17 protein-coding genes are annotated in these 18327 nt (G+C 65.0%); 16 read left to right on the top strand and 1 reads right to left on the bottom strand.

Going from position 1 to position 18327, the window contains the following annotated elements; all coding sequences use genetic code 11:
- Positions 1-9: 9 nt before the first annotated feature.
- The 12 genes from AC0L3X_RS05335 to surE all read left to right on the top strand — a co-directional run bounded on the left by AC0L3X_RS05335 (position 10) and on the right by surE (position 12256).
- A complete protein-coding gene (locus AC0L3X_RS05335; protein WP_094184451.1) occupies positions 10-1218 on the top strand; it encodes a deoxyguanosinetriphosphate triphosphohydrolase in 1209 nt (402 codons plus the stop codon).
- 9 nt (positions 1219-1227) lie between these two features.
- Positions 1228-3018 carry an arginine--tRNA ligase gene (gene argS / locus AC0L3X_RS05330; protein ID WP_354131575.1) on the top strand — a complete coding sequence of 597 codons (1791 nt, stop codon included), beginning with the start codon at positions 1228-1230 and terminating at the stop codon, positions 3016-3018.
- A gap of 141 nt (positions 3019-3159) precedes the next feature.
- Positions 3160-4761 carry an SPOR domain-containing protein gene (locus AC0L3X_RS05325; protein WP_354131603.1) on the top strand — a complete coding sequence of 534 codons (1602 nt, stop codon included), beginning with the start codon at positions 3160-3162 and terminating at the stop codon, positions 4759-4761.
- Between the two features lie 46 nt (positions 4762-4807).
- A complete protein-coding gene (nagZ, locus tag AC0L3X_RS05320; protein ID WP_354131574.1) occupies positions 4808-5836 on the top strand; it encodes a beta-N-acetylhexosaminidase in 1029 nt (342 codons plus the stop codon).
- Positions 5833-6672, top strand: a complete 840-nt coding sequence (locus AC0L3X_RS05315; protein ID WP_063983110.1) for a segregation and condensation protein A — start codon at positions 5833-5835, stop codon at positions 6670-6672. The genes nagZ and AC0L3X_RS05315 overlap by 4 nt, the downstream gene beginning before the upstream one ends.
- Before the next feature lie 21 nt (positions 6673-6693).
- Complete coding sequence (scpB, locus tag AC0L3X_RS05310; RefSeq protein WP_473316291.1) at positions 6694-7443, top strand: SMC-Scp complex subunit ScpB; 750 nt, start codon at positions 6694-6696, stop codon at positions 7441-7443.
- Positions 7444-7610: 167 nt separating this feature from the next.
- Positions 7611-7847 carry a twin-arginine translocase TatA/TatE family subunit gene (locus AC0L3X_RS05305; RefSeq protein WP_028156107.1) on the top strand — a complete coding sequence of 79 codons (237 nt, stop codon included), beginning with the start codon at positions 7611-7613 and terminating at the stop codon, positions 7845-7847.
- Between the two features lie 86 nt (positions 7848-7933).
- A complete protein-coding gene (gene tatB, locus AC0L3X_RS05300; protein ID WP_354131573.1) occupies positions 7934-8479 on the top strand; it encodes a Sec-independent protein translocase protein TatB in 546 nt (181 codons plus the stop codon).
- Positions 8476-9288, top strand: a complete 813-nt coding sequence (tatC, locus tag AC0L3X_RS05295; protein ID WP_063983113.1) for a twin-arginine translocase subunit TatC — start codon at positions 8476-8478, stop codon at positions 9286-9288. Before tatB ends, tatC begins: the two co-directional genes overlap by 4 nt.
- 204 nt (positions 9289-9492) lie before the next feature.
- Entirely contained in the window at positions 9493-10824 is a 1332-nt protein-coding gene (serS, locus tag AC0L3X_RS05290) for a serine--tRNA ligase (protein ID WP_063983114.1), read from the top strand.
- A 197-nt stretch (positions 10825-11021) separates the two neighbouring features.
- On the top strand, positions 11022-11384 hold the full coding sequence (locus AC0L3X_RS05285; protein ID WP_354131572.1) for a hypothetical protein: 363 nt from the start codon (positions 11022-11024) through the stop codon (positions 11382-11384).
- Positions 11385-11488: 104 nt separating this feature from the next.
- The gene (gene surE, locus AC0L3X_RS05280; RefSeq protein WP_085404650.1) at positions 11489-12256 is read left to right on the top strand and encodes a 5'/3'-nucleotidase SurE; all 768 of its coding nucleotides are present in this window, start codon (positions 11489-11491) and stop codon (positions 12254-12256) included.
- Between the two features lie 3 nt (positions 12257-12259).
- Here surE and AC0L3X_RS05275 read toward each other — a convergent pair whose 3' ends face one another.
- The gene (locus AC0L3X_RS05275) at positions 12260-12631 is read right to left on the bottom strand and encodes a response regulator (RefSeq protein WP_028152469.1); all 372 of its coding nucleotides are present in this window, start codon (positions 12629-12631) and stop codon (positions 12260-12262) included.
- Between the two features lie 237 nt (positions 12632-12868).
- Between AC0L3X_RS05275 and AC0L3X_RS05270 the strand changes: the two genes are divergently transcribed.
- The 4 genes from AC0L3X_RS05270 to AC0L3X_RS05255 all read left to right on the top strand — a co-directional run bounded on the left by AC0L3X_RS05270 (position 12869) and on the right by AC0L3X_RS05255 (position 18199).
- A complete protein-coding gene (locus AC0L3X_RS05270) occupies positions 12869-13519 on the top strand; it encodes a protein-L-isoaspartate(D-aspartate) O-methyltransferase (RefSeq protein ID WP_028152470.1) in 651 nt (216 codons plus the stop codon).
- Between the two features lie 109 nt (positions 13520-13628).
- The gene (locus AC0L3X_RS05265) at positions 13629-15011 is read left to right on the top strand and encodes a LysM peptidoglycan-binding domain-containing M23 family metallopeptidase (RefSeq protein WP_354131571.1); all 1383 of its coding nucleotides are present in this window, start codon (positions 13629-13631) and stop codon (positions 15009-15011) included.
- A 401-nt stretch (positions 15012-15412) separates the two neighbouring features.
- Positions 15413-16408, top strand: coding sequence for a formylglycine-generating enzyme family protein (locus AC0L3X_RS05260; protein ID WP_283016605.1), 996 nt, complete (start codon positions 15413-15415; stop codon positions 16406-16408).
- Positions 16409-16522: 114 nt separating this feature from the next.
- Positions 16523-18199: an arylsulfatase gene (locus AC0L3X_RS05255; RefSeq protein ID WP_283018879.1), complete on the top strand. Its 1677-nt coding sequence runs from the start codon at positions 16523-16525 to the stop codon at positions 18197-18199.
- The last annotated feature ends 128 nt before the right edge of the window (positions 18200-18327 follow it).

The raw sequence follows: 18327 nt of genomic DNA, 5'->3' as shown, positions 1-18327 counted from the left end.
AAATTCGTCGTGTCCGTCGGAATGGCAGCCCCCCGTGCGCCCTATGCCTGCGACCCCGACCGCAGCCGCGGCCGGCTGGTCGTGGAGCCGCCGAGCCGGACCCGCAGCCCGTTCCGGCGGGATTGCGACCGGGTGATCCATTCCACCGCGTTCCGCCGCCTGAAGTACAAGACCCAGGTCTTCGTGTTCCACGAGGGCGACCACTACCGCACCCGGCTGACCCATTCGCTGGAGGTGGCGCAGATCGCTCGCGCCCTGGCCCGGCAGCTCGGACTGGACGAGGACCTCACGGAAACGTTGGCGCTGGCTCATGATCTCGGCCATCCGCCGTTCGGCCACGCCGGCGAGCGGGCGCTGGATGCCTGCCTGAAGGATTTCGGCGGCTTCGACCACAACGCCCAGACCTTGCGGGTCGTTGCGTCGCTCGAGCACCGCTATCCGGAGTTCGACGGTCTCAACCTGACCTGGGAGTCGCTGGAGGGCATCGTCAAGCACAACGGCCCGCTGACGGATCGCAGCGGCGCGCCGGTCGGGCCCTATCGCGAGCATGGCATTCCGGTCGGCATCGCCGACTACATCAAGACCTACGATCTCGAATTGTGGAGCTTCGCCTCGCTGGAGGCGCAGGTTGCCGCGATCGCCGACGACATCGCCTATGATGCCCACGACATCGATGACGGTCTGCGCGCCGGCCTGTTCCATCTCGATGATCTCAAGGTGATGCCGCTGACCGCGGAGATCATTGCCGAGACCTCGGCGCATTATCCCGATCTCGAAGACGTCAGGCGCGGCGCCGAGCTGGTGCGCGAGCTGATCTCGCACCTGATCGGTGCGGTGTATTCGGAGGCGCAGAAGAACCTCGCCGCCGTGAAACCGCAATCGGCCCAGGACGTGCGCCGGCAGAGCCGGGCGCTGGTCACGTTCCCGGCGGCGGTTGCCGAGGAGGAGGCCGCCATCAAGCGCTTCCTCTATCAGCACATGTACCGCCACAAGCGGGTGATGCGGGTGATGGGGGAGGCGGAACAGATTCTGTTCGACCTGTTCGCAAAATACCTGACATCGCCCGGTGAGCTGCCACCGGAATGGCTGCTGGGGGCGGAGGCGGACAATGAGGGCGACCGGGCCCGCCGGATCGGCAATTTCATTGCCGGAATGACCGACCGTTTCGCCTTGACCGAGCACCAGCGGCTCTTTGACTCGACCCCGGATTTGCGTTAGGCGGCGGCCATGCCCGACACATCCTCAGCACCGCACCTGTTCGCCGACGTGCTCGCACGCGTGCACGCCGCCTGCCGCGCGCTCGCAGCGGACGCCAACTGGCCCGAGGGTATCGATTTCTCCCGCGTGGTGGTCGAGCCGCCGCGCGACGCCTCCCATGGCGACATGGCGACCAACGCCGCCATGGTGCTTGCGAAAGAGGCAAAGGCAAAGCCCCGCGACCTCGCCGAGCAGATCGCCGAGCGGCTCCGTGCCGACGCGCTGATCGCCAAGGTCGACGTCGCCGGCCCCGGCTTCATCAATCTGACGCTGAAGCCGGCCGCCTGGGCCGAGGCGCTGCGGACGGTGCTGCGCGAGGGGGCTGACTACGGCCGCGTCCACGGTGGCACCAAGGTCAATGTCGAATACGTCTCGGCGAACCCGACCGGACCGATGCATGTTGGCCATTGCCGCGGCGCCGTGTTCGGCGACGCGCTCGCAAGCCTGCTCCAGTTCGGTGGCCACGACGTCACCCGCGAATACTACATCAACGATGCCGGCGCCCAGGTCGACGTGCTCGCGCGTTCCGCCTTCCTGCGGTACCGCGAGGCACTTGGCGAAAACATCGGCGCGATCCCGGAAGGCCTTTACCCCGGCGACTATCTGAAGCCGGTGGGCGCGGCGCTGGCGAAGGAGCACGGCGACAAGCTGCTCGCGATGAGCGAGGCCGAGTGGCTGCCGACGGTGCGCGCCAAGGCGATCGCGATGATGATGGAGGAGATCAAGGACGATCTCGCCGCCCTCAACATCCGCCACGACGTGTTTTTCTCCGAACGCTCGCTGATCGAGACCGGCAACAACAAGGTCGCCGAGACCATCGATTTCCTGAAGGCCAAGGGCGACATCTATGAAGGCCGCCTACCGCCGCCGAAGGGCGCGCCGGTCGAGGACTGGGAAGACCGCGAGCAGCTCCTGTTCAAGGCGACCGCTTACGGCGACGATGTCGATCGTCCGCTGATCAAGTCGGACAATTCCTACACCTACTTCGCCTCCGATATCGCCTACCACAAGAACAAGTTCGATCGCGGCTTCGCCGAGATGATCGACGTCTGGGGCGCCGACCATGGCGGCTACATCAAGCGGATGGAGGCGGCGGTGAAGGCGACGACATCCGGCAGGGGCGCGCTCGACGTCAAGATCGTCCAGCTCGTGAAGTTGCTGCGCAACGGCGAGCCGGTGAAAATGTCGAAGCGGAGCGGGGACTTCGTCACCTTGCGCGAAGTGGTTGATGAGGTCGGCCAGGACGCCGTCCGCTTCATGATGCTCTACCGCAAGAATGATGCGGTGCTCGACTTCGACCTCGCCAAGGTCATGGAGCAGTCGCGCGACAACCCGGTATTCTACGTCCAGTACGGCCACGCCCGCGGCCACTCGATCTTCCGCAACGCCCGGGCCGAGGTGTTCCCGGAACTGCCTGAGGATACCGGCAAGCGCATCGCGTGGCTCGGCGAGTCGGCGGTGGAACGGCTGTCGGACCCCGTCGAGCTCGAGCTGCTCAAGCGCCTCGCAATTTTTCCGCGCATGCTGGAGGCCGCCGCCGCGGCCCATGAGCCGCACCGAATTGCCTTCTATCTCTATGACTTAGCGAGCGAATTTCACGCACTTTGGACGAAGGGGCGCGATTTGCCCTATTTACGCTTCATTATCAATAATGATGCAGATCTTACAAAGGCGCGACTGGCCATGGTCCAGGGCGTCGTCTCTGTCCTGGCATCGGGCCTCGCCATCCTCGGCGTCCATGCTCCGGACGAGATGCGGTAGTTTGGGGCGAACTACTTAAGGGGAATTTTGGGGGTAACCGGCAGAAGCCGGACCGCTTAGACTTGGTTGAATGCCTTGTGGGTCGAAAGCCGCGCCTTGGTCGAGGGGCGCGCGGCTTTCCCGAAGGGACGCATCATCACGATGGCCGAACGATATCAGGACAGAACGTTTCCTTCCGATGGCTATGGTCGCGGTGGCGATCAGCATGGGAAGGTGGAAAACGATCCCTTGGCCGAGCTCGCCCGCCTGATCGGACAGACCGATCCATTTGCAGCGCAGGGACGGCCGAGCGCGCAGCCGCCGGCACCGCCAACGCAGAGCTATCAGGACCACGACTATCCGCAGGACGACTATCGGCAGGATTATGCCGAGCAGGCGCCGCCGGCTCCGCCCGGGCCGCCCTCATGGATGCGGCGCGCCAACGTGCAGCCGCAGCCCGCGCCCGAGCAGCCCGACTATCCCGTTCCTGTGAACCCGGTTCATCCATTGCACCGCTATTCAGCCCAGCCGACCGCGCCCGAGCCTGATTTCCATCAGCCGCAGGCCTACCAGGACCAAGCTTACCAGGATCAGGCCTATCAAGCGCAGGCCTATCAGGATCAGGCCCATCAAGGCCGTGCTCACCAGCAGCATGATCAGGCTTACCAGGAGCAAGCCTATCAGGAGCCGCATCAGCCGCCCGATCCGGCGCGCTACGACGACGCGCTCTATGGACGGCTGGAGGGTGGCGAGCAGGATTATCAGCGCGATCCCGCCTATCCGGATGATCCTTACGCGTTCCAGAGCGACTATCCCGAGGCCGATCTCGACGAGCCGAAGAAGCCGCGCGGCGGCATGATAACGGTCGCGGCGATCCTCGCGCTTGCCGTGGTCGGCACTGGCGCGGCCTTCGCCTACAAGACCTATGTCGGTTCGCCTCGCAGCGGCGAGCCGCCGATCATCAAGGCCGACAACACGCCGACCAAGATCGTGCCGGCGCCGACCGACTCCTCGGCCAAGGTGCCGGATCGCATGGCGAGCGGCGACGGCTCCGAGAAGATCGTGCCGCGCGAAGAGGCGCCTGTCGACGTCGCGGCCAAGGCGGGCGGCCCGCGCGTGGTGTTCCCGCCGCTGAACCAGAACGCGAACCCGCCGTCGGTGGCGAGCGTCGCGCCGTCCACGATCCCGCCGCCAAGCGCGGGTCCGATCCCGAGCAACGGCACGCTGCCGGCCAATACGCCGCGCTCGATCAGGACTGTGGCCGTGAGAGGCGATCAGACCGATAGCACCGCGCCGCAATCCGTGGCCGCCAAGCCGGCGGCAGCCGCGCCGAAGCCCGTTGCCGCGCCCGCCGCACCGCCTGCGCCGCGCAATCCGCCGACTTCGGCCAATGCCAGTGCCAACCAGCCGCTCTCGCTTGCGCCGCAATCGACGCCGGTTGCGGAGGTGCCGCAGCGGATGGCTGCGACCAACCCGACGCAAATCACGCCCGCTAGCAATGGTGGTGGCGGCTACGTCGTGCAGGTCTCCTCGCAGCAGAGCGAGGACAGCGCGGCCGCGTCCTACCGGGTGCTTCAGAGCAAATATGGCAGCGTGCTCGGATCGCGCTCGCCGGTGATCAAGCGGGTCGATCTGACCGACAAGGGCAAGGGGGTCGTCTATCGCGCTTTCGCCGGACCCTATGGTTCGGCCGAGGAAGCGACGCAGGCTTGCAACAGCCTGAAGTCCGCTGGCCTGTCCGCCTGCTTCGTCCAGAGGAATTAACGGCCGTTTCCTTGACCCCCTCGCGGGGCAGGGTTAATCGGCCGTTATGAGCACGCGGGCCTTCATTACCGGTGTATCCGGAACGGAACTAACCGCCGTCGAGCGGGAGTTTATCCGTGCCGAACGCCCATGGGGCTTCATCCTCTTCAAGCGCAATGTCGAGGCGCCGGCTCAAGTTGCTGCGCTGGTTGAGGAATTGCGGGCGGCTGCGGGCGCAGCTGACGCGCCTGTCCTGATCGACCAAGAGGGTGGCCGGGTGCAGCGGCTGGGCCCGCCGCACTGGCCGGTCTATCCGCCGGGCGCGATTTTCTCGACCTTGTACGACGCTGATTCGGTACTTGGATTGACGGCTGCGCGCCTCAGCGCCCGGCTGATTGCGTCGGATCTCGCCGATCTCGGCATTACCGTGGATTGCCTGCCGCTGGCTGACGTGCCGGTGCCGGGTGCCGATGCCGTCATTGGGAACAGGGCCTACGGCACTGAGCCCGGCAAGGTCGCCGCGATCGCGCGCGCGGTCACCGAGGGCCTGGAGCAGGGCGGCGTGCTGCCGGTTCTGAAGCACATTCCCGGACATGGACGCGCCACCGCCGACACCCATTTCAAACTGCCGACGGTCGATGCTCCGAGGGACGAACTCGACCGGACCGACTTTGCGGCATTCAAGCCGCTGGCCGACCTGCCGATGGCCATGACTGCACATGTTGTGTTTAGCGCGGTCGACCCCGCCCATCCGGCGACGACTTCTGCGACAATGATCACTCAGGTGATTCGCGGCGTGATCGGGTTCCAGGGTTTGTTAATGAGTGATGACGTGTCGATGAACGCGCTGTCGGGGAATATCGCCGAACGGACCCGCGCCATCTTCGCGGCCGGCTGCGACATGGCCCTGCATTGCAACGGCAACATCGAGGAGATGCGCGAGGTCGCCGGCCAGACACCTGAGCTGTCCGGCACGGCGCTGGCGCGCGCAAAGGCCGCACTTGCGTCGCGCAAGGCACCGCAGCCGTTCGAGCGGGTGGCCGCACGCGCCGAACTGGACGCATTGATCGCACGGGCAAACACGGCATCCGCATGACCGCAGAAATCCTATCGTTTGAAACCGGGCGGCCTGCAGAGCTCGCCGAGGGTGAGCCGGCGTTGGTTGTGGACGTCGAGGGCTATGAGGGCCCGCTCGACCTGTTGCTCGCGCTGGCGCGGCAGCAGAAGGTCGATCTCGCCAAGATCTCGATCCTGGCGCTGGCCGACCAGTACCTCCACTTCATCGAAGCCGCGCGAAAGATCCGGCTGGAGCTTGCTGCCGATTATCTCGTGATGGCTGCCTGGCTTGCCTTCCTGAAGTCGCGCCTGCTGCTGCCGGAGCCGCCGAGTGCGGAAGGCCCGAGCGCAGAAGAGATGGCGACCGCGCTCGCCAACCGCCTGCGCCGGCTGGAAGCCATTCGCGAGGCCGCCAACCGGCTGATGAACAGGCAGCAATTGCTGCGCGACATCTTCCCGCGTGGCGAGCCCGAGCAGATCGCGGAGATCAAGCACCCGAAATACACCGCGACGCTGTACGACCTGCTCACCGCCTATGCCGCGCAGCGCCAGTCGCGCGTGCTGGCGAGCGTGCATCTGGCCAAGCGCACGGTGTGGTCGCTCGCTGAGGCGCGCGCCACGCTGGAGCGGCTTGTCGGCAGCATCAGCGAACAGGACGACTGGGGCGTTCTCGACGACTTTCTGCTCCGGCACGTTGCCGATCCGACGCAGCGCGCGACGGTGCTCGCCTCGAGCTTTGCGGCTGCGCTCGAACTGGTGCGTGAAGGTCAGCTCGAGTTGAACCAGAAAGAGGCGTTCGCGCCCATCTATTTCCGGAAGGGGCGCCCGAAACCGGTCGTGGACGCAGCTCCTGCGCCTGATGCGCCGGTCGGTTAAGTGCAAGAAGGAGAAGCTACCATGGCAAGCCTGGCTGAAGTGCGGGTAGAAGAGGCCGAGCCGATGGAGAACGAGTCCCAGGCACGTCCTGAAGAGCTGCGGCTGCTGGAAGCGCTGCTGTTTGCTTCGAATGAGCCGCTGGACACCGCGACGCTGGCCAAGCGCATGCCTGATGGCGTCGACGTCAAGGCTGCGCTCGACCAGCTCCAGGCCGACTATGCCTTGCGCGGCGTCAATCTCGTGCGCGTCGCCAACAAATGGACCTTCCGTACCGCCGGCGATCTCGCCTGGCTGATGACGCGGGAGAGCACCGAGACCCGCCGCCTGTCGCGCGCCGCGATCGAGGTGCTGGCGATCATCGCCTATCACCAGCCGGTGACGCGCGCCGAGATCGAAGAGATCCGCGGCGTCGTCACCTCGAAGGGCACGCTCGACGTGCTGCTGGAGACCGGCTGGATCAAGCCGCGCGGTCGTCGCAAGACGCCCGGCCGCCCCTTGACCTTCGGAACCACCGAGGACTTCCTGTCGCAGTTCACCCTGGAACAGCTTGGCGATCTGCCGGGCCTGGAGGAACTGAAGGGCACGGGCCTGCTGGATTCGCGCCTACCGACCGGATTCAGCGTGCCGACCCCGTCGGATGACCCGCAGCTGCGCGAGGACGAGGATCCGTTGGAACCGGGCGAGGACCTGGATCTGGCGCTGGCGCCTGCGGTCGAGCCCGAGACGCCGGAAGGCGGCAATGAGGGCGGCGAGGGTGGCAGCGAGGACTGACGTCCCGGCCGTTTAGAGGCTCCCTGCGACCAGTTAACACTGGCAAGATTACGTAGCGCCAACAGCGAATTGGCGCTGCCTTGGTCCTTGTTTTTGAGGCCTGCCAAGCCTAGGTTTCCGGGAAGATCGGCCGGGTCCCCGGCCAGGTGTGTTTGGAGGGTTGCAGGATGGGTTCGCTTAGCATTTGGCACTGGATCCTGGTGATCGCAGTCGTCCTGCTGCTGTTCGGCCGCGGCAAGATTTCGGATCTGATGGGCGACGTCGCCCAGGGCATCAAGGCCTTCAAGAAGGGCATGCAGGACGACGACAAGGTCGCCGACAAGCCCGAGCCGGCCAAGTCGATCGAGCACGCCGCCGCGCCGCCGACCGCGGCCCGGTCCGATGTCGGCAGCAAGGCCGTCTGAGTAAGCGTACGCGAGACGCGGGTGACGGCGCCGATCCTAAGCGCGAAGGATTGGGCCGGTCGCGGCTGGCGTGAACGGAAGGCCTCATGTTCGACATCGGGTGGAGTGAACTGGTCCTGATCGGGGTCGTGGCCCTGGTCGCCATCGGCCCGAAAGAGCTGCCGGGCGTGCTGCGCATGGTCGGGCAGTGGATGGGCAAGGCCCGCAAGATGGCCTCCGAATTCCAGGGCCAGTTCCAGGAAGCGATGCGCGAGGCCGAAATGGCCGACCTCAAGAAGAGCTTTGACGAGGTCAAGGAAGCCGCTTCCGGCTTTGCCGGCAACAATCTAATGACCTCGCTCCAGAAGGATGTCAGCGACGCGCTCCGCGTCGATGCGCTGGACAAGCCGGCCGAGACCACCACGACCACCGCCGTCGAAGCGCCGGCGATTTCAAGCGAAGCGCTGGCGATTTCAAGCGAAACGCCGGCGACACCAACCACGCCGGAAGCGCCGACGCCCGAGACCTTCGTGGAAGCCGAGGCGCATGCGGCTGCGAACGAGCCGCTCGCGATCACCCGCGAGGTCGAGCAGGCCCAGGTCATTCAAGACACTGCGCCACCCGAGGCGATCAAGGACGTCAAAGCGTCATGAGCGACGCCGATATCGAGGCCAGCAAAGCCCCTCTGATGGACCACCTGATCGAGCTGCGGTCGCGGCTGATCAAGGCGCTGCTTGGCTTTGGCGTGGCCTTCATCTTCTGCTTCTTCTTCGCCAAGCAGATCTACAACGTGCTGGTCTGGCCGTTCGTGTGGGTCGCGGGTCCCGAGAATTCGAAGTTCATCTACACGGCGCTGCTGGAATATTTCATCACCCAGCTCAAGCTCGCGTTGTTCGGCGCCGGCTTCATCTCGTTCCCGATCGTCGCGACGCAGATCTACAAGTTCGTCGCGCCCGGGCTCTACAAGCACGAGAAGCAGGCCTTCCTGCCGTACCTGGTCGCAACCCCGTTCTTCTTCGTGCTCGGCGCGGCGCTGGTCTATTTCGTGGTGCTGCCGATGCTGGTCCGCTTCTCGCTCGGCATGCAGCAGGCCGGCAGCGACGAGACCGCGCAGATCCAGCTGCTGCCCAAGGTCGGCGAATATCTGTCGCTGATGATGTCGCTGATCTTCGCCTTCGGCATCGCGTTCCAGCTTCCGGTGATCCTGACGCTGCTCGGCCGCATCGGGATCGTCACCTCGAAGATGCTGCGCGAGAAGCGCCGCTATTTCATCGTCATCGCCTTCGTCATCGCGGCTGTTCTGACGCCGCCCGACGTGCTGAGCCAGTGCTCGCTGGCGATTCCCCTGCTCCTGCTCTACGAGGGCTCGATCATCGCGGTCGGGATGGTGGAGAAGAAGGCGGCGGCGTCGAAGGCCGCCACCGGCACCGATGTGTCGACGCCGGCCAATCCGGCGGAGTAGGGCGCCACGTCCACCGGTGTCATTCCCCGCGAAGGCGGGGAATCCAGTACGCCGCAGCCTGTCGGGGAATCGTCGGGGAATCACGGGCGCCTCTGGAATACTGGATCGCCCGCCTTCGCGGGCGATGACAGCTGTGCTAGGGGGAACGCGCTGACGTACAACGTTCGCCGTTGTAGGTTTATGCGCTGATCCAGGACCACGGCCATGCACGACATCAAATCGATCCGCGACAATCCGCAAGCCTTCGACGCCGGCCTCGCCAGGCGTGGCCTGAAGCCGTTGTCGGCGTCGCTGCTCGCGATCGACGAGAAGCGGCGGGCGGCAATCCTGGCCTCGGAGCAGGCGCAGGCGCGGCGCAATGCGGCCTCCAAGGAGATCGGCGACGCCAAGAAGGCGAAGGACGACGCGCGCGCCGCCAAGCTGATGGCGGAGGTCGCCGAGCTCAAGACAACGATGCCGCAGCTCGAGGCCGTTGCGAAAGCCGCCGACGAGGAGCTTGCCACGGCGCTGTCGGCGATCCCCAATCTGCCGCTCGGCGAAGTGCCCGACGGCGTCGACGAGCACGGCAATGTGCAACGCCATGTCTTCGGCAACCGTCGCAACTACGCGTTTGCGCCCAAACCCCACGATGATCTCGGCGGCGCGCTCGGTGACATGGATTTCGAGACGGCGGCCAAGCTCTCCGGCGCGCGCTTCGTCGTGCTGAAGAAGGGGTTGGCGCGGCTCGAACGCGCGCTCGGCCAGTTCATGCTGAATCTGCACATCGACGAGCACGGCTATACCGAGATCAATCCGCCGCTGCTGGTCCGCAACGAGATCATGTTCGGCACGGGACAATTGCCGAAATTCGAGGACGACCAGTTCTGGGCGATCAAGGGCGAATTGCTCGCCGCACCCGATCTGGAGCGGCTGCGGACCGAGCGTCTCGGCATCATTCCGACAGCGGAGGTGGCGCTCACCAACCTCGTTCGCGAATCCATCCTCGATGAGAAGCAGCTGCCGATGCGCTTGACTGCGCTGACGCCGTGCTTTCGCGCGGAGGCGGGCGCCGCAGGACGTGATACCCGAGGCATGATCCGCCAGCACCAGTTCACCAAGGTCGAGCTGGTGTCGATCACGACGCCGGAGACCAGCAAGGACGAGCATGAGCGGATGCTGGCATGCGCCGAGGAAGTGCTGCGCCGGCTCGATCTGCACTACCGCGTGATGACGCTGTGCACCGGAGACATGGGCTTTTCGTCGCAAAAGACCTATGACATCGAGGTCTGGATGCCCGGGCAGGGCGAGGGCGGCGCGTTCCGAGAGATCTCGAGCTGCTCGGTCTGCGGTGACTTCCAGGCCCGCCGCATGGACGCCCGCTCGCGCGGTCCGGACGGCAAGCCACGATTCGTGCACACGCTGAACGGCTCCGGCACCGCGCTCGGCCGCGCGCTCATCGCCGTGATGGAGACTTATCAACAGGAGGACGGCTCGATCGCCGTCCCCGACGTGCTCCAGCCCTATATGGGCGGGCTGAAGGTGGTCGCGCGCGAGTAGGGCGTTTTCGAGCGAAGTGGATACCGGTTCGCGTCGAGAAAGCGCGTCAAACAAGATAAAAATCTGAAGTCCCGTTCCGATTCTATCGGAACGGGAGTCCGGGGCGCGTTGCCCGGCTGTCACGCAGAAACGTTTGGTTGCGAAGATCGGGCGGCTGGTTATTCTGCCGGCCACCCGACAACACGAACTCACTGTTCATGGCCTTGCACCGCGACATCTTCTGGGTCGGCAGACAATGGGCGGTGACAGGTGCCGGTATCCAGGCCGTCGATCAGCGTCTGCGTGGTGTGTTCGACATCGCGATCGCGCGGCTCTGGGATGACGATCTCGTGTGCAGCCGGCGGGCCAAGCCCGGCGTGAATGCTGCGGATTTCGACAAGGCACTGACGGTGGCGCGCGAACGCTTTCCGCAGACGCTGGAGCCGGACCCGATTCTCGCGCAATTGAAGGCGCTCGGGGTGATCGAGGCTCCGGTCGTGAGCCTGGTGGTGCCGGCGATGAAGCTGCGCGCGGAAGGCAGGCTCGCACGCTTCCTGCCGCAATGGCGCATCCGCAGGTAGCAGGACCAGGCTGGGAACCCGCCGCCGGAGCCAGTCGGCCGGTTTGCCTGATCGGCCCCGGCCGGATAAGACGGCTCAGACCCGCTTCAGGAACGATTTTTAATATGCGCATTCTCTGCACCAATGACGACGGCATTCACGCCCCCGGCCTCAAGGTCGTGGAGGAGATCGCGCGCGCATTGTCCGACGACGTCTGGGTCGTTGCTCCCGAGCTCGACCAGTCCGGCGTGTCGCATTCGCTCTCGCTGAACGATCCGCTGCGCCTGCGCGAGGTCGGACCAAACCACTTCGCGGTGCGCGGCACGCCGACCGACTGCGTCATCATGGGCGCGCGCCATATCCTCGGCACCAAGCCACCGGACCTCGTACTGTCCGGCGTCAACAAGGGCCGCAACGTCGCCGAGGACGTGGTCTATTCCGGCACCATCGCCGGCGCGCTGGAGGGCACCATCCTGGGGCTGCCGTCTTTCGCCCTGTCGCAGGAGTTCAGCGTCGAGACGCGCGAGCGCCCGCTTTGGGATACCGCGCTCAAATTCGGACCCGACATCCTGCGCAAGGTGATCGCCGCCGGCATCCCGAAGGACACCGTCATCAACGTCAATTTTCCGGCCTGTACGCCGGAGGAGGTGCTCGGCATCCGCGTCACCCGCCAGGGCAAGCGCAATCTCGGCTTCCTCAGGATCGACGAGCGCAGGGACGGCCGCAACAATCCCTATTTCTGGATCGGCTTCGAGCGCGCCGCGATGATGGACACGCCTGCCGAAGGCACCGATCTGGCGGCGCTGCGCGAGCGCTATGTCTCCGTCACGCCGCTCCGGCTCGACCGCACCAATGAGGCGTTTTCCGAAGCGCTGAGCGCGACGCTGAAGTAATCGCTAGCCGCCGCGAAGGGCGGCTTCGATGGTCTTGCCGAGCGCGTCGAGCTGGAACGGCTTCTGCAAGGCCGGCCGGTCGCGGTACTGCTCGGGCAGGCCGGAGGAGCCGTAGCCGGTGGCGAAGATGAACGGGCAGCCCTTCGCCCTGATGACATCGGCGACCGGAGAGATGACCTTGCCGTTGACGTTAACGTCGAGGATGGCGATGTCGAACTCGGTCGCCTGGGCGAGCCGCAGGGCCTCGGTGATATCGCCGGCCTCGGCGGCGACCTTGTAGCCGAGCTCTTCGAGCATATCCGCGACCATCATCCTGATCATCACCTCGTCCTCGACGAGGAATACAGAGCGGCCCGAAGGTCCGGTCGCGGTCATAGTCGTTGAGTCCTTGCCCATTTGCGGAAAACGTTCGCAGATAACGCGAATCGACGCAATGCGCGTTTCGGCGAGCGGACACCTGAAAATGGTCTTTGCAGCCAACCCGTTGCAAGCCGATTTATGGTCCAATACCGCGCCCGAACGGCTATCATGGGTTCCTGGGTAGGAACAGGATTCCTGCCCCGGGTCTTAACGAGACACGTGGCCCCGGACCCGACGAGACGATAAGCAGCGATGACCTCCGATCAGCACCCGCCGGAAAAGATGATGTTTCAGCTCTCGCTGAGGCGCCGGGGCATCAGCGATCAGGCGGTGCTGCGAACCATGGAGGAGGTGCCGCGCGATCTGTTCGTGGAGGAGACCGATCGCGACGCCGCCTATCGTGACAGCGCGCTGCCGATCGCCTGCGGGCAGACCATCAGCCAGCCCTTCGTCGTCGCCTACATGACCGAGCAACTCCAGCTCCAGAAGAAGCACCGCGTGCTCGAGATCGGCGCAGGCTCAGGCTATCAGGCCGCCGTGCTGTCTCGGCTCGCGGGCCAGGTGCTGACCGTGGAGCGCTACCGCAAGCTCGCGGAGGCGGCACGCGCCCGGCTCGAAAAGCTAAACTGTCACAATGTCGAGGTGATGCTCGGCGACGGCCTCAACCTGCCGGCCAATATCGGCCCGTTCGACCGCATCATCGTGACCGCCGCGATGGAGCAGCTTCCGGAGAACCTGGTCGAGCGGCTGGAGGTCGGCGGCATCCTGATCGCACCCATCGGCCCGCACCATGGTGTGCAGACGCTGGTCCGCTTCAGCCGGACCGAAGCCGGGATCGAGCGCAAGGAACTCGTCGAGGTCCGCTTCGTGCCGGCGCTGCCCGGGGTGGCGCGGGAGCTGTAGATTTCCGGATCGGCTGTGCCGCCAACATCTTATTGGGAGGGTTAAGCCGTTATTTACTCGCGACGTGTTTACTTAAAAGACCAGTTCTGTTGCGTACGAGTGAGTAACCATGTCTGTAGTCGCCGAGTTGCTTTACTCGCGCCGCGTGCCGCAGGTTGCGGTCTTGGCGCTGATCTCGTTCAGCTTCGCAGGGTGCAGCGCCGACATGCAGTCGCGGCTGTCCCAGTCGAATTTCTCCAATCCTTTCGCGTCTGAGCAGACCGGCTCGGTGCAGCAGGCACCGCCGCCGCAGCGTGAGCTGCCGCAATATTCGCGGCCGCAGACGCAGCCCGGTTATTATCAGTCGCAGCCCTTGCCGCCGCCGGCGGTCTCCGCGCCGCAATCCTATCCGGTTGCGGCGGGTGGCGGGGTGTCCGGAGGCGGTCGCGGCGTCAGCTCCTACGCGCCCCCGGCACAGCCGCATCTGGAGACCACGGCCACCGTGCCGCCGCGCTCGGTCGCGGCCGCCCAGCCGGCCGGCGGGACCAAGATCATCGTCGGCACCAGCGACACGCTCGACGTGCTCGCCAAGCGCTATCGCGTCACGCCGCAGGCGATCCTCGCCGCCAACGGCTACAAGGGCCCGCGCGCGCTCTCGCCCGGCCAGCAATTGATCATCCCGCATCCGGCCACAGCCGCTGCGCCCGCACCGGCGATGGCTCCTGTCGCGGCGGCTCCCGCGATGGCACCTGCTGCGAAGCCGGTTGCAGCCGTCGCCGCGCCGCCGAGCACGCACTTCGTCAACCACGGCGAGACGCTCGCCAGCATTGCCCGCAAGAACCACATCTCGTCGGCTGAGCTTGCCCGTGCCAACGGCCTCGATCCGTCGGCCAAGCTCAAGCTCGGCACCAGGCTGACCGTGCCGGGTGCCAAGACCGCTGCCCTCGCGGTGCCGGTTGCCGCGGCTCCTGTCGCCGGGACGCTGCAGCCCGTTGCGGTTGCTCCCGCACCCGCCACCAAGATGGCCGCTGTCGCCGCACCCGTGCAAAGCGCGCGTCTGGCCCAGGCCACGGCCAATGTCGAAGAGAAGGCCGCCGAGGCTCCGGCGAAAGCTGCGGAGACCACCAGCGCGCTGCCGACCTTCCGCTGGCCGGTGCGCGGCAAGGTGGTCACGAGCTACGGCGCCAAGACCAATGGCAAGTCCAATGACGGCATCAATCTCGCGGTGCCCGAGGGTACGCCGGTCAAGGCGGCAGAAGACGGCGTCGTCGCCTATTCAGGCAACGAGCTCAAAGGTTACGGCAATCTGGTCCTGGTTCGGCACTCCAACGGCTACGTCACCGCATATGCCCATGCGAGTGAGCTGATGGTGAAGCGCGGCGATACCATCAAGCGCGGTCAGGTCATTGCCAAGTCGGGTCAATCCGGGGAGGTGGCGTCGCCGCAGCTCCACTTCGAGATCCGTAAGGGATCGAGCCCGGTTGACCCGCTTCAATTCCTGAACGGGGCGTGACGCGCGGGCCCACAGAGTAGGGCACGCAATCACCACGAGTATGCTGTCATCGCCCGCCTTGCGCGCATTGCGCACTGGTGCGGGCGATCCAGTATTCCAGAGGCGGCGGTCGCCAAGCCGAGAAGCTGCCTCGAACCGTGGCGTACTGAGGCTTTTGTGTCCGGACAATCAATTTTCGAAAAACAACCCCATGCAAAGTAGCCGATGGCTGCCGGGGAGATGTCCTAATGTCCTGAAGCTGCTTCGGTTTCGATGGCGCAGCGGACATGGCAGGGCTTGCTGGTGGCCCAGCTCCGTCATGAGGGACGCGACCAGGACTCTTTGATTTGGATCAATTCTGAAATCTGCCGTTCCGGCTCCGTGTCAGCGCTGGGTAATGACGCACGGGTCCGGAGATCGGCATGAAGCTGGCTGATACGAAATCGTCGCCTGATCGCGGGCAATCGCTCCAGCATCCTGCAGGCGAGGGGATGCTGTATGTGCCGGGCGGCACGTTTCGCATGGGTTCGGATCGGCACTATCCGGAGGAAGCGCCGGTCCACCGCGTCACCGTGGATGCGTTCTGGATGGATCGCCATCCAGTGACCAACCGGCAATTCAAGGCGTTCGCCAAGGCTACCGGCCACGTCACCGTTGCCGAGATCGTGCCCGATCCAAAGGACTATCCGGGAATGCTTCCGCACATGGTCTATGCGGGCTCCCTGATGTTCTCGCCGCCCGCGTATCCGGTCAGTCTCCGGGATTTCAGCCAGTGGTGGACCTTCGCCAAGGGCGCGGACTGGCGGCATCCCTACGGGCCGGGCAGCGATATCCGTGGGCTGGACGATCATCCCGTCGTGCATGTGGCCTTCAGCGATGCGGTCGCCTACGCAAAATGGGCCGGCAAGGATTTGCCAACCGAAGCCGAATGGGAATTTGCGGCGCGCGGCGGACTGGACGGCGCCGAGTTCGCATGGGGAGATGAGTTTACGCCCGACGGCCGTCATATGGCCAACACCTGGCAGGGTGAATTTCCGCGCCAGAACACCCGGGACGACGGCTTCGAACGGACATCGCCGGTCACGGCATTCCCGCCGAACGGTTACGGGCTGCACGATCTGATCGGCAACGTCTGGGAGTGGACGTCCGACTGGTACTCGCCTCAGCATGAAGCCGACGCCGCAAAAGCCTGCTGCATTCCGGAGAACCCGCGCGGCGGCCGCGAGGCCGATAGCTACGACCCAAGAACGACCAACGTCAAGATTCCACGCAAGGTCATCAAAGGCGGCTCGCATTTGTGCGCGCCGAATTACTGCCGACGCTACCGGCCGGCTGCGCGGCATGCGGAGCCGGTCGACACTTCCACAAGTCATCTTGGATTTCGGTGCATCAGGCGAGGAGCCTCTGACGCATCTTAATGGGAGAGCGATGCCATGTTGAATTGCGTATTCAATGATGAGCTTTCGGTCACAATGCCACGCAAGAAGCAAGGGTGGCTCAAGCGGTCCAGCGCAGCGCTGCTCGGTGCGACGATGATGATACCGTCGGCGGGATTGATCAGCACGCCGGTGGCCGCCCAGCCGGCGCAAAAGCCCAACATCCTCTTTATCATGGGTGACGACATCGGCCTCTACCAGCCAAGCATCTACCATCGCGGGTTGATGGTCGGCGAGACGCCCAACATCGATCGCATCGGCAATGAAGGCGCGATCTTCACGCATTACTATGCCGAGCAGAGTTGCACGGCCGGTCGCAACGCCTTCTTCACCGGAATGCATCCGCTGCGCACCGGCATGATTCCTCCGCAACTGCCCGGCAGCCCGTCCTATCTGCGGCCCGGTACCCCGGCGCTCGCCAAGTTCCTGCTCGATCTCGGCTACAACACCGGCGAGTTCGGCAAGAACCATCTCGGCGACCACACCGACGCGCTGCCGACCGCGCATGGTTTCCAGGAATACTGGGGCTATCTGTATCACCTCGACGCCATGCAGGGCGTGAGCTTCCCGGACATCAACAAGACTCCGAGCCAGCAGTCGGTTGCCCCGCCCTGCAAGAATACGCCGATCCCCGGCATCCCGGAGGTACCGGGCGCGGTCGATCCGAAAACGACGGTTTGCCTGACGCCTCCGCGCAACGTCCTGTTCTGCAAGTCCGATGGAACATCCAGGACTCAGCAATGCATCGACCAGGGCCCGCTAACGCTTGAGCGATCGAAGGGTGTCGACGAGGAAATCTCGTCCAAGGTCATCGACTTCATGGATCGCAATGATCCGAAGACGACGGGCAAGCCTTTCTTCGTCTGGTACAACCCCGCGCGCATGCACATCACGACCGTGCTGAATGACAAGTACGCGGCCATGGTCGGCGAGCCCGGCGGCAAGGACTGGGGCCTCAACGAGGCCGGCATGAAGCAGTTGGATGACAATATCGGCTATGTGCTGAAGAAGCTCCAGGACATGGGTCAGCTCGACAACACGATCATCGTGTTCACGACCGATAACGGCGCCGAGACCATCACCTTTCCGGACGGCGGCACGACTCCGTTCAAGGGCGGCAAGCTGAGCACCTGGGAAGGCGGTATGCGCGCTCCGGCGCTCATTCGCTGGCCGGGCGTCATCAAGCCCGGCACCATCAAGAACGACATCTTCGCGTCACTCGACTGGCTGCCGACGTTTGTCAACATCGCTGGCGGCGCAAAGGGAGACGCGCTGAAGAAGCGGATCGAGGCCGGCCAATATCCCGGCATCGTGAAGACGACGCTCGATGGCGTCGATCAGACCGAGTACCTTTCCGGACGTTCGGAAACGTCGGCGCGCGACACCTTCTTCTACTATTCGGGCAAGGACCCGTCGGCGGTGCGGTACAAGAACTGGAAGATCTACTTCACGATGGTGTCCGACGCCCCGCAGGGCTTTATTTCTGGAGCGGCTCCCTATCACTGGGCCCAGGTCGTCAATATCAAGCGAGACCCGTTCGAGACCTCGATCGGTTCACAATACAAGACGCTCATGGGCCTCGGCGGCGTAATCGGCTCCCCTTCTACCGCCTACGTCTATGACTGGAACATGCTGCCCATCGGCCAGGCGCTCTGGCTGAAGGAACTGGAGACCTATCAGGCGTACCCGCCGCTCCAGGACCCGGCCAGCTATAACCTCGATCAGGTGCTGCAACAGATCAAGCAGGCCAAAACTGCCGGTCGCAGCGACTAGCCGCGAGCGTGATCTGACGAAGCGGGGGGCGGGCGCGGGGGGGGCCCCCCCCCGGCATGACGGGGACACGAGTAAAGGCCCCGCCCCCCCCCCCGCCCCCCGCCCCCGCCGCCCCCCCCCCCCCCCCC

Source organism: Bradyrhizobium sp. MI1.7, from assembly GCF_055811795.1.
Note: the sequence above shows the minus strand (reverse complement) of the source record. Positions and strands in the feature narration are given on the sequence as shown.

Coding starts and splice junctions, on each gene's coding strand:
- argS (WP_354131575.1), top strand. CDS start 1,228: ATGCCCGACACATCCTCAGCACCGCACCTGTTCGCCGACGTGCTCGCA.
- AC0L3X_RS05325 (WP_354131603.1), top strand. CDS start 3,160: ATGGCCGAACGATATCAGGACAGAACGTTTCCTTCCGATGGCTATGGT.
- nagZ (WP_354131574.1), top strand. CDS start 4,808: ATGAGCACGCGGGCCTTCATTACCGGTGTATCCGGAACGGAACTAACC.
- AC0L3X_RS05315 (WP_063983110.1), top strand. CDS start 5,833: ATGACCGCAGAAATCCTATCGTTTGAAACCGGGCGGCCTGCAGAGCTC.
- scpB (WP_473316291.1), top strand. CDS start 6,694: ATGGCAAGCCTGGCTGAAGTGCGGGTAGAAGAGGCCGAGCCGATGGAG.
- AC0L3X_RS05305 (WP_028156107.1), top strand. CDS start 7,611: ATGGGTTCGCTTAGCATTTGGCACTGGATCCTGGTGATCGCAGTCGTC.
- tatB (WP_354131573.1), top strand. CDS start 7,934: ATGTTCGACATCGGGTGGAGTGAACTGGTCCTGATCGGGGTCGTGGCC.
- tatC (WP_063983113.1), top strand. CDS start 8,476: ATGAGCGACGCCGATATCGAGGCCAGCAAAGCCCCTCTGATGGACCAC.
- serS (WP_063983114.1), top strand. CDS start 9,493: ATGCACGACATCAAATCGATCCGCGACAATCCGCAAGCCTTCGACGCC.
- AC0L3X_RS05285 (WP_354131572.1), top strand. CDS start 11,022: ATGGCCTTGCACCGCGACATCTTCTGGGTCGGCAGACAATGGGCGGTG.
- surE (WP_085404650.1), top strand. CDS start 11,489: ATGCGCATTCTCTGCACCAATGACGACGGCATTCACGCCCCCGGCCTC.
- AC0L3X_RS05275 (WP_028152469.1), bottom strand. CDS start 12,631: ATGACCGCGACCGGACCTTCGGGCCGCTCTGTATTCCTCGTCGAGGAC.
- AC0L3X_RS05270 (WP_028152470.1), top strand. CDS start 12,869: ATGACCTCCGATCAGCACCCGCCGGAAAAGATGATGTTTCAGCTCTCG.
- AC0L3X_RS05265 (WP_354131571.1), top strand. CDS start 13,629: ATGTCTGTAGTCGCCGAGTTGCTTTACTCGCGCCGCGTGCCGCAGGTT.
- AC0L3X_RS05260 (WP_283016605.1), top strand. CDS start 15,413: ATGAAGCTGGCTGATACGAAATCGTCGCCTGATCGCGGGCAATCGCTC.
- AC0L3X_RS05255 (WP_283018879.1), top strand. CDS start 16,523: ATGATGATACCGTCGGCGGGATTGATCAGCACGCCGGTGGCCGCCCAG.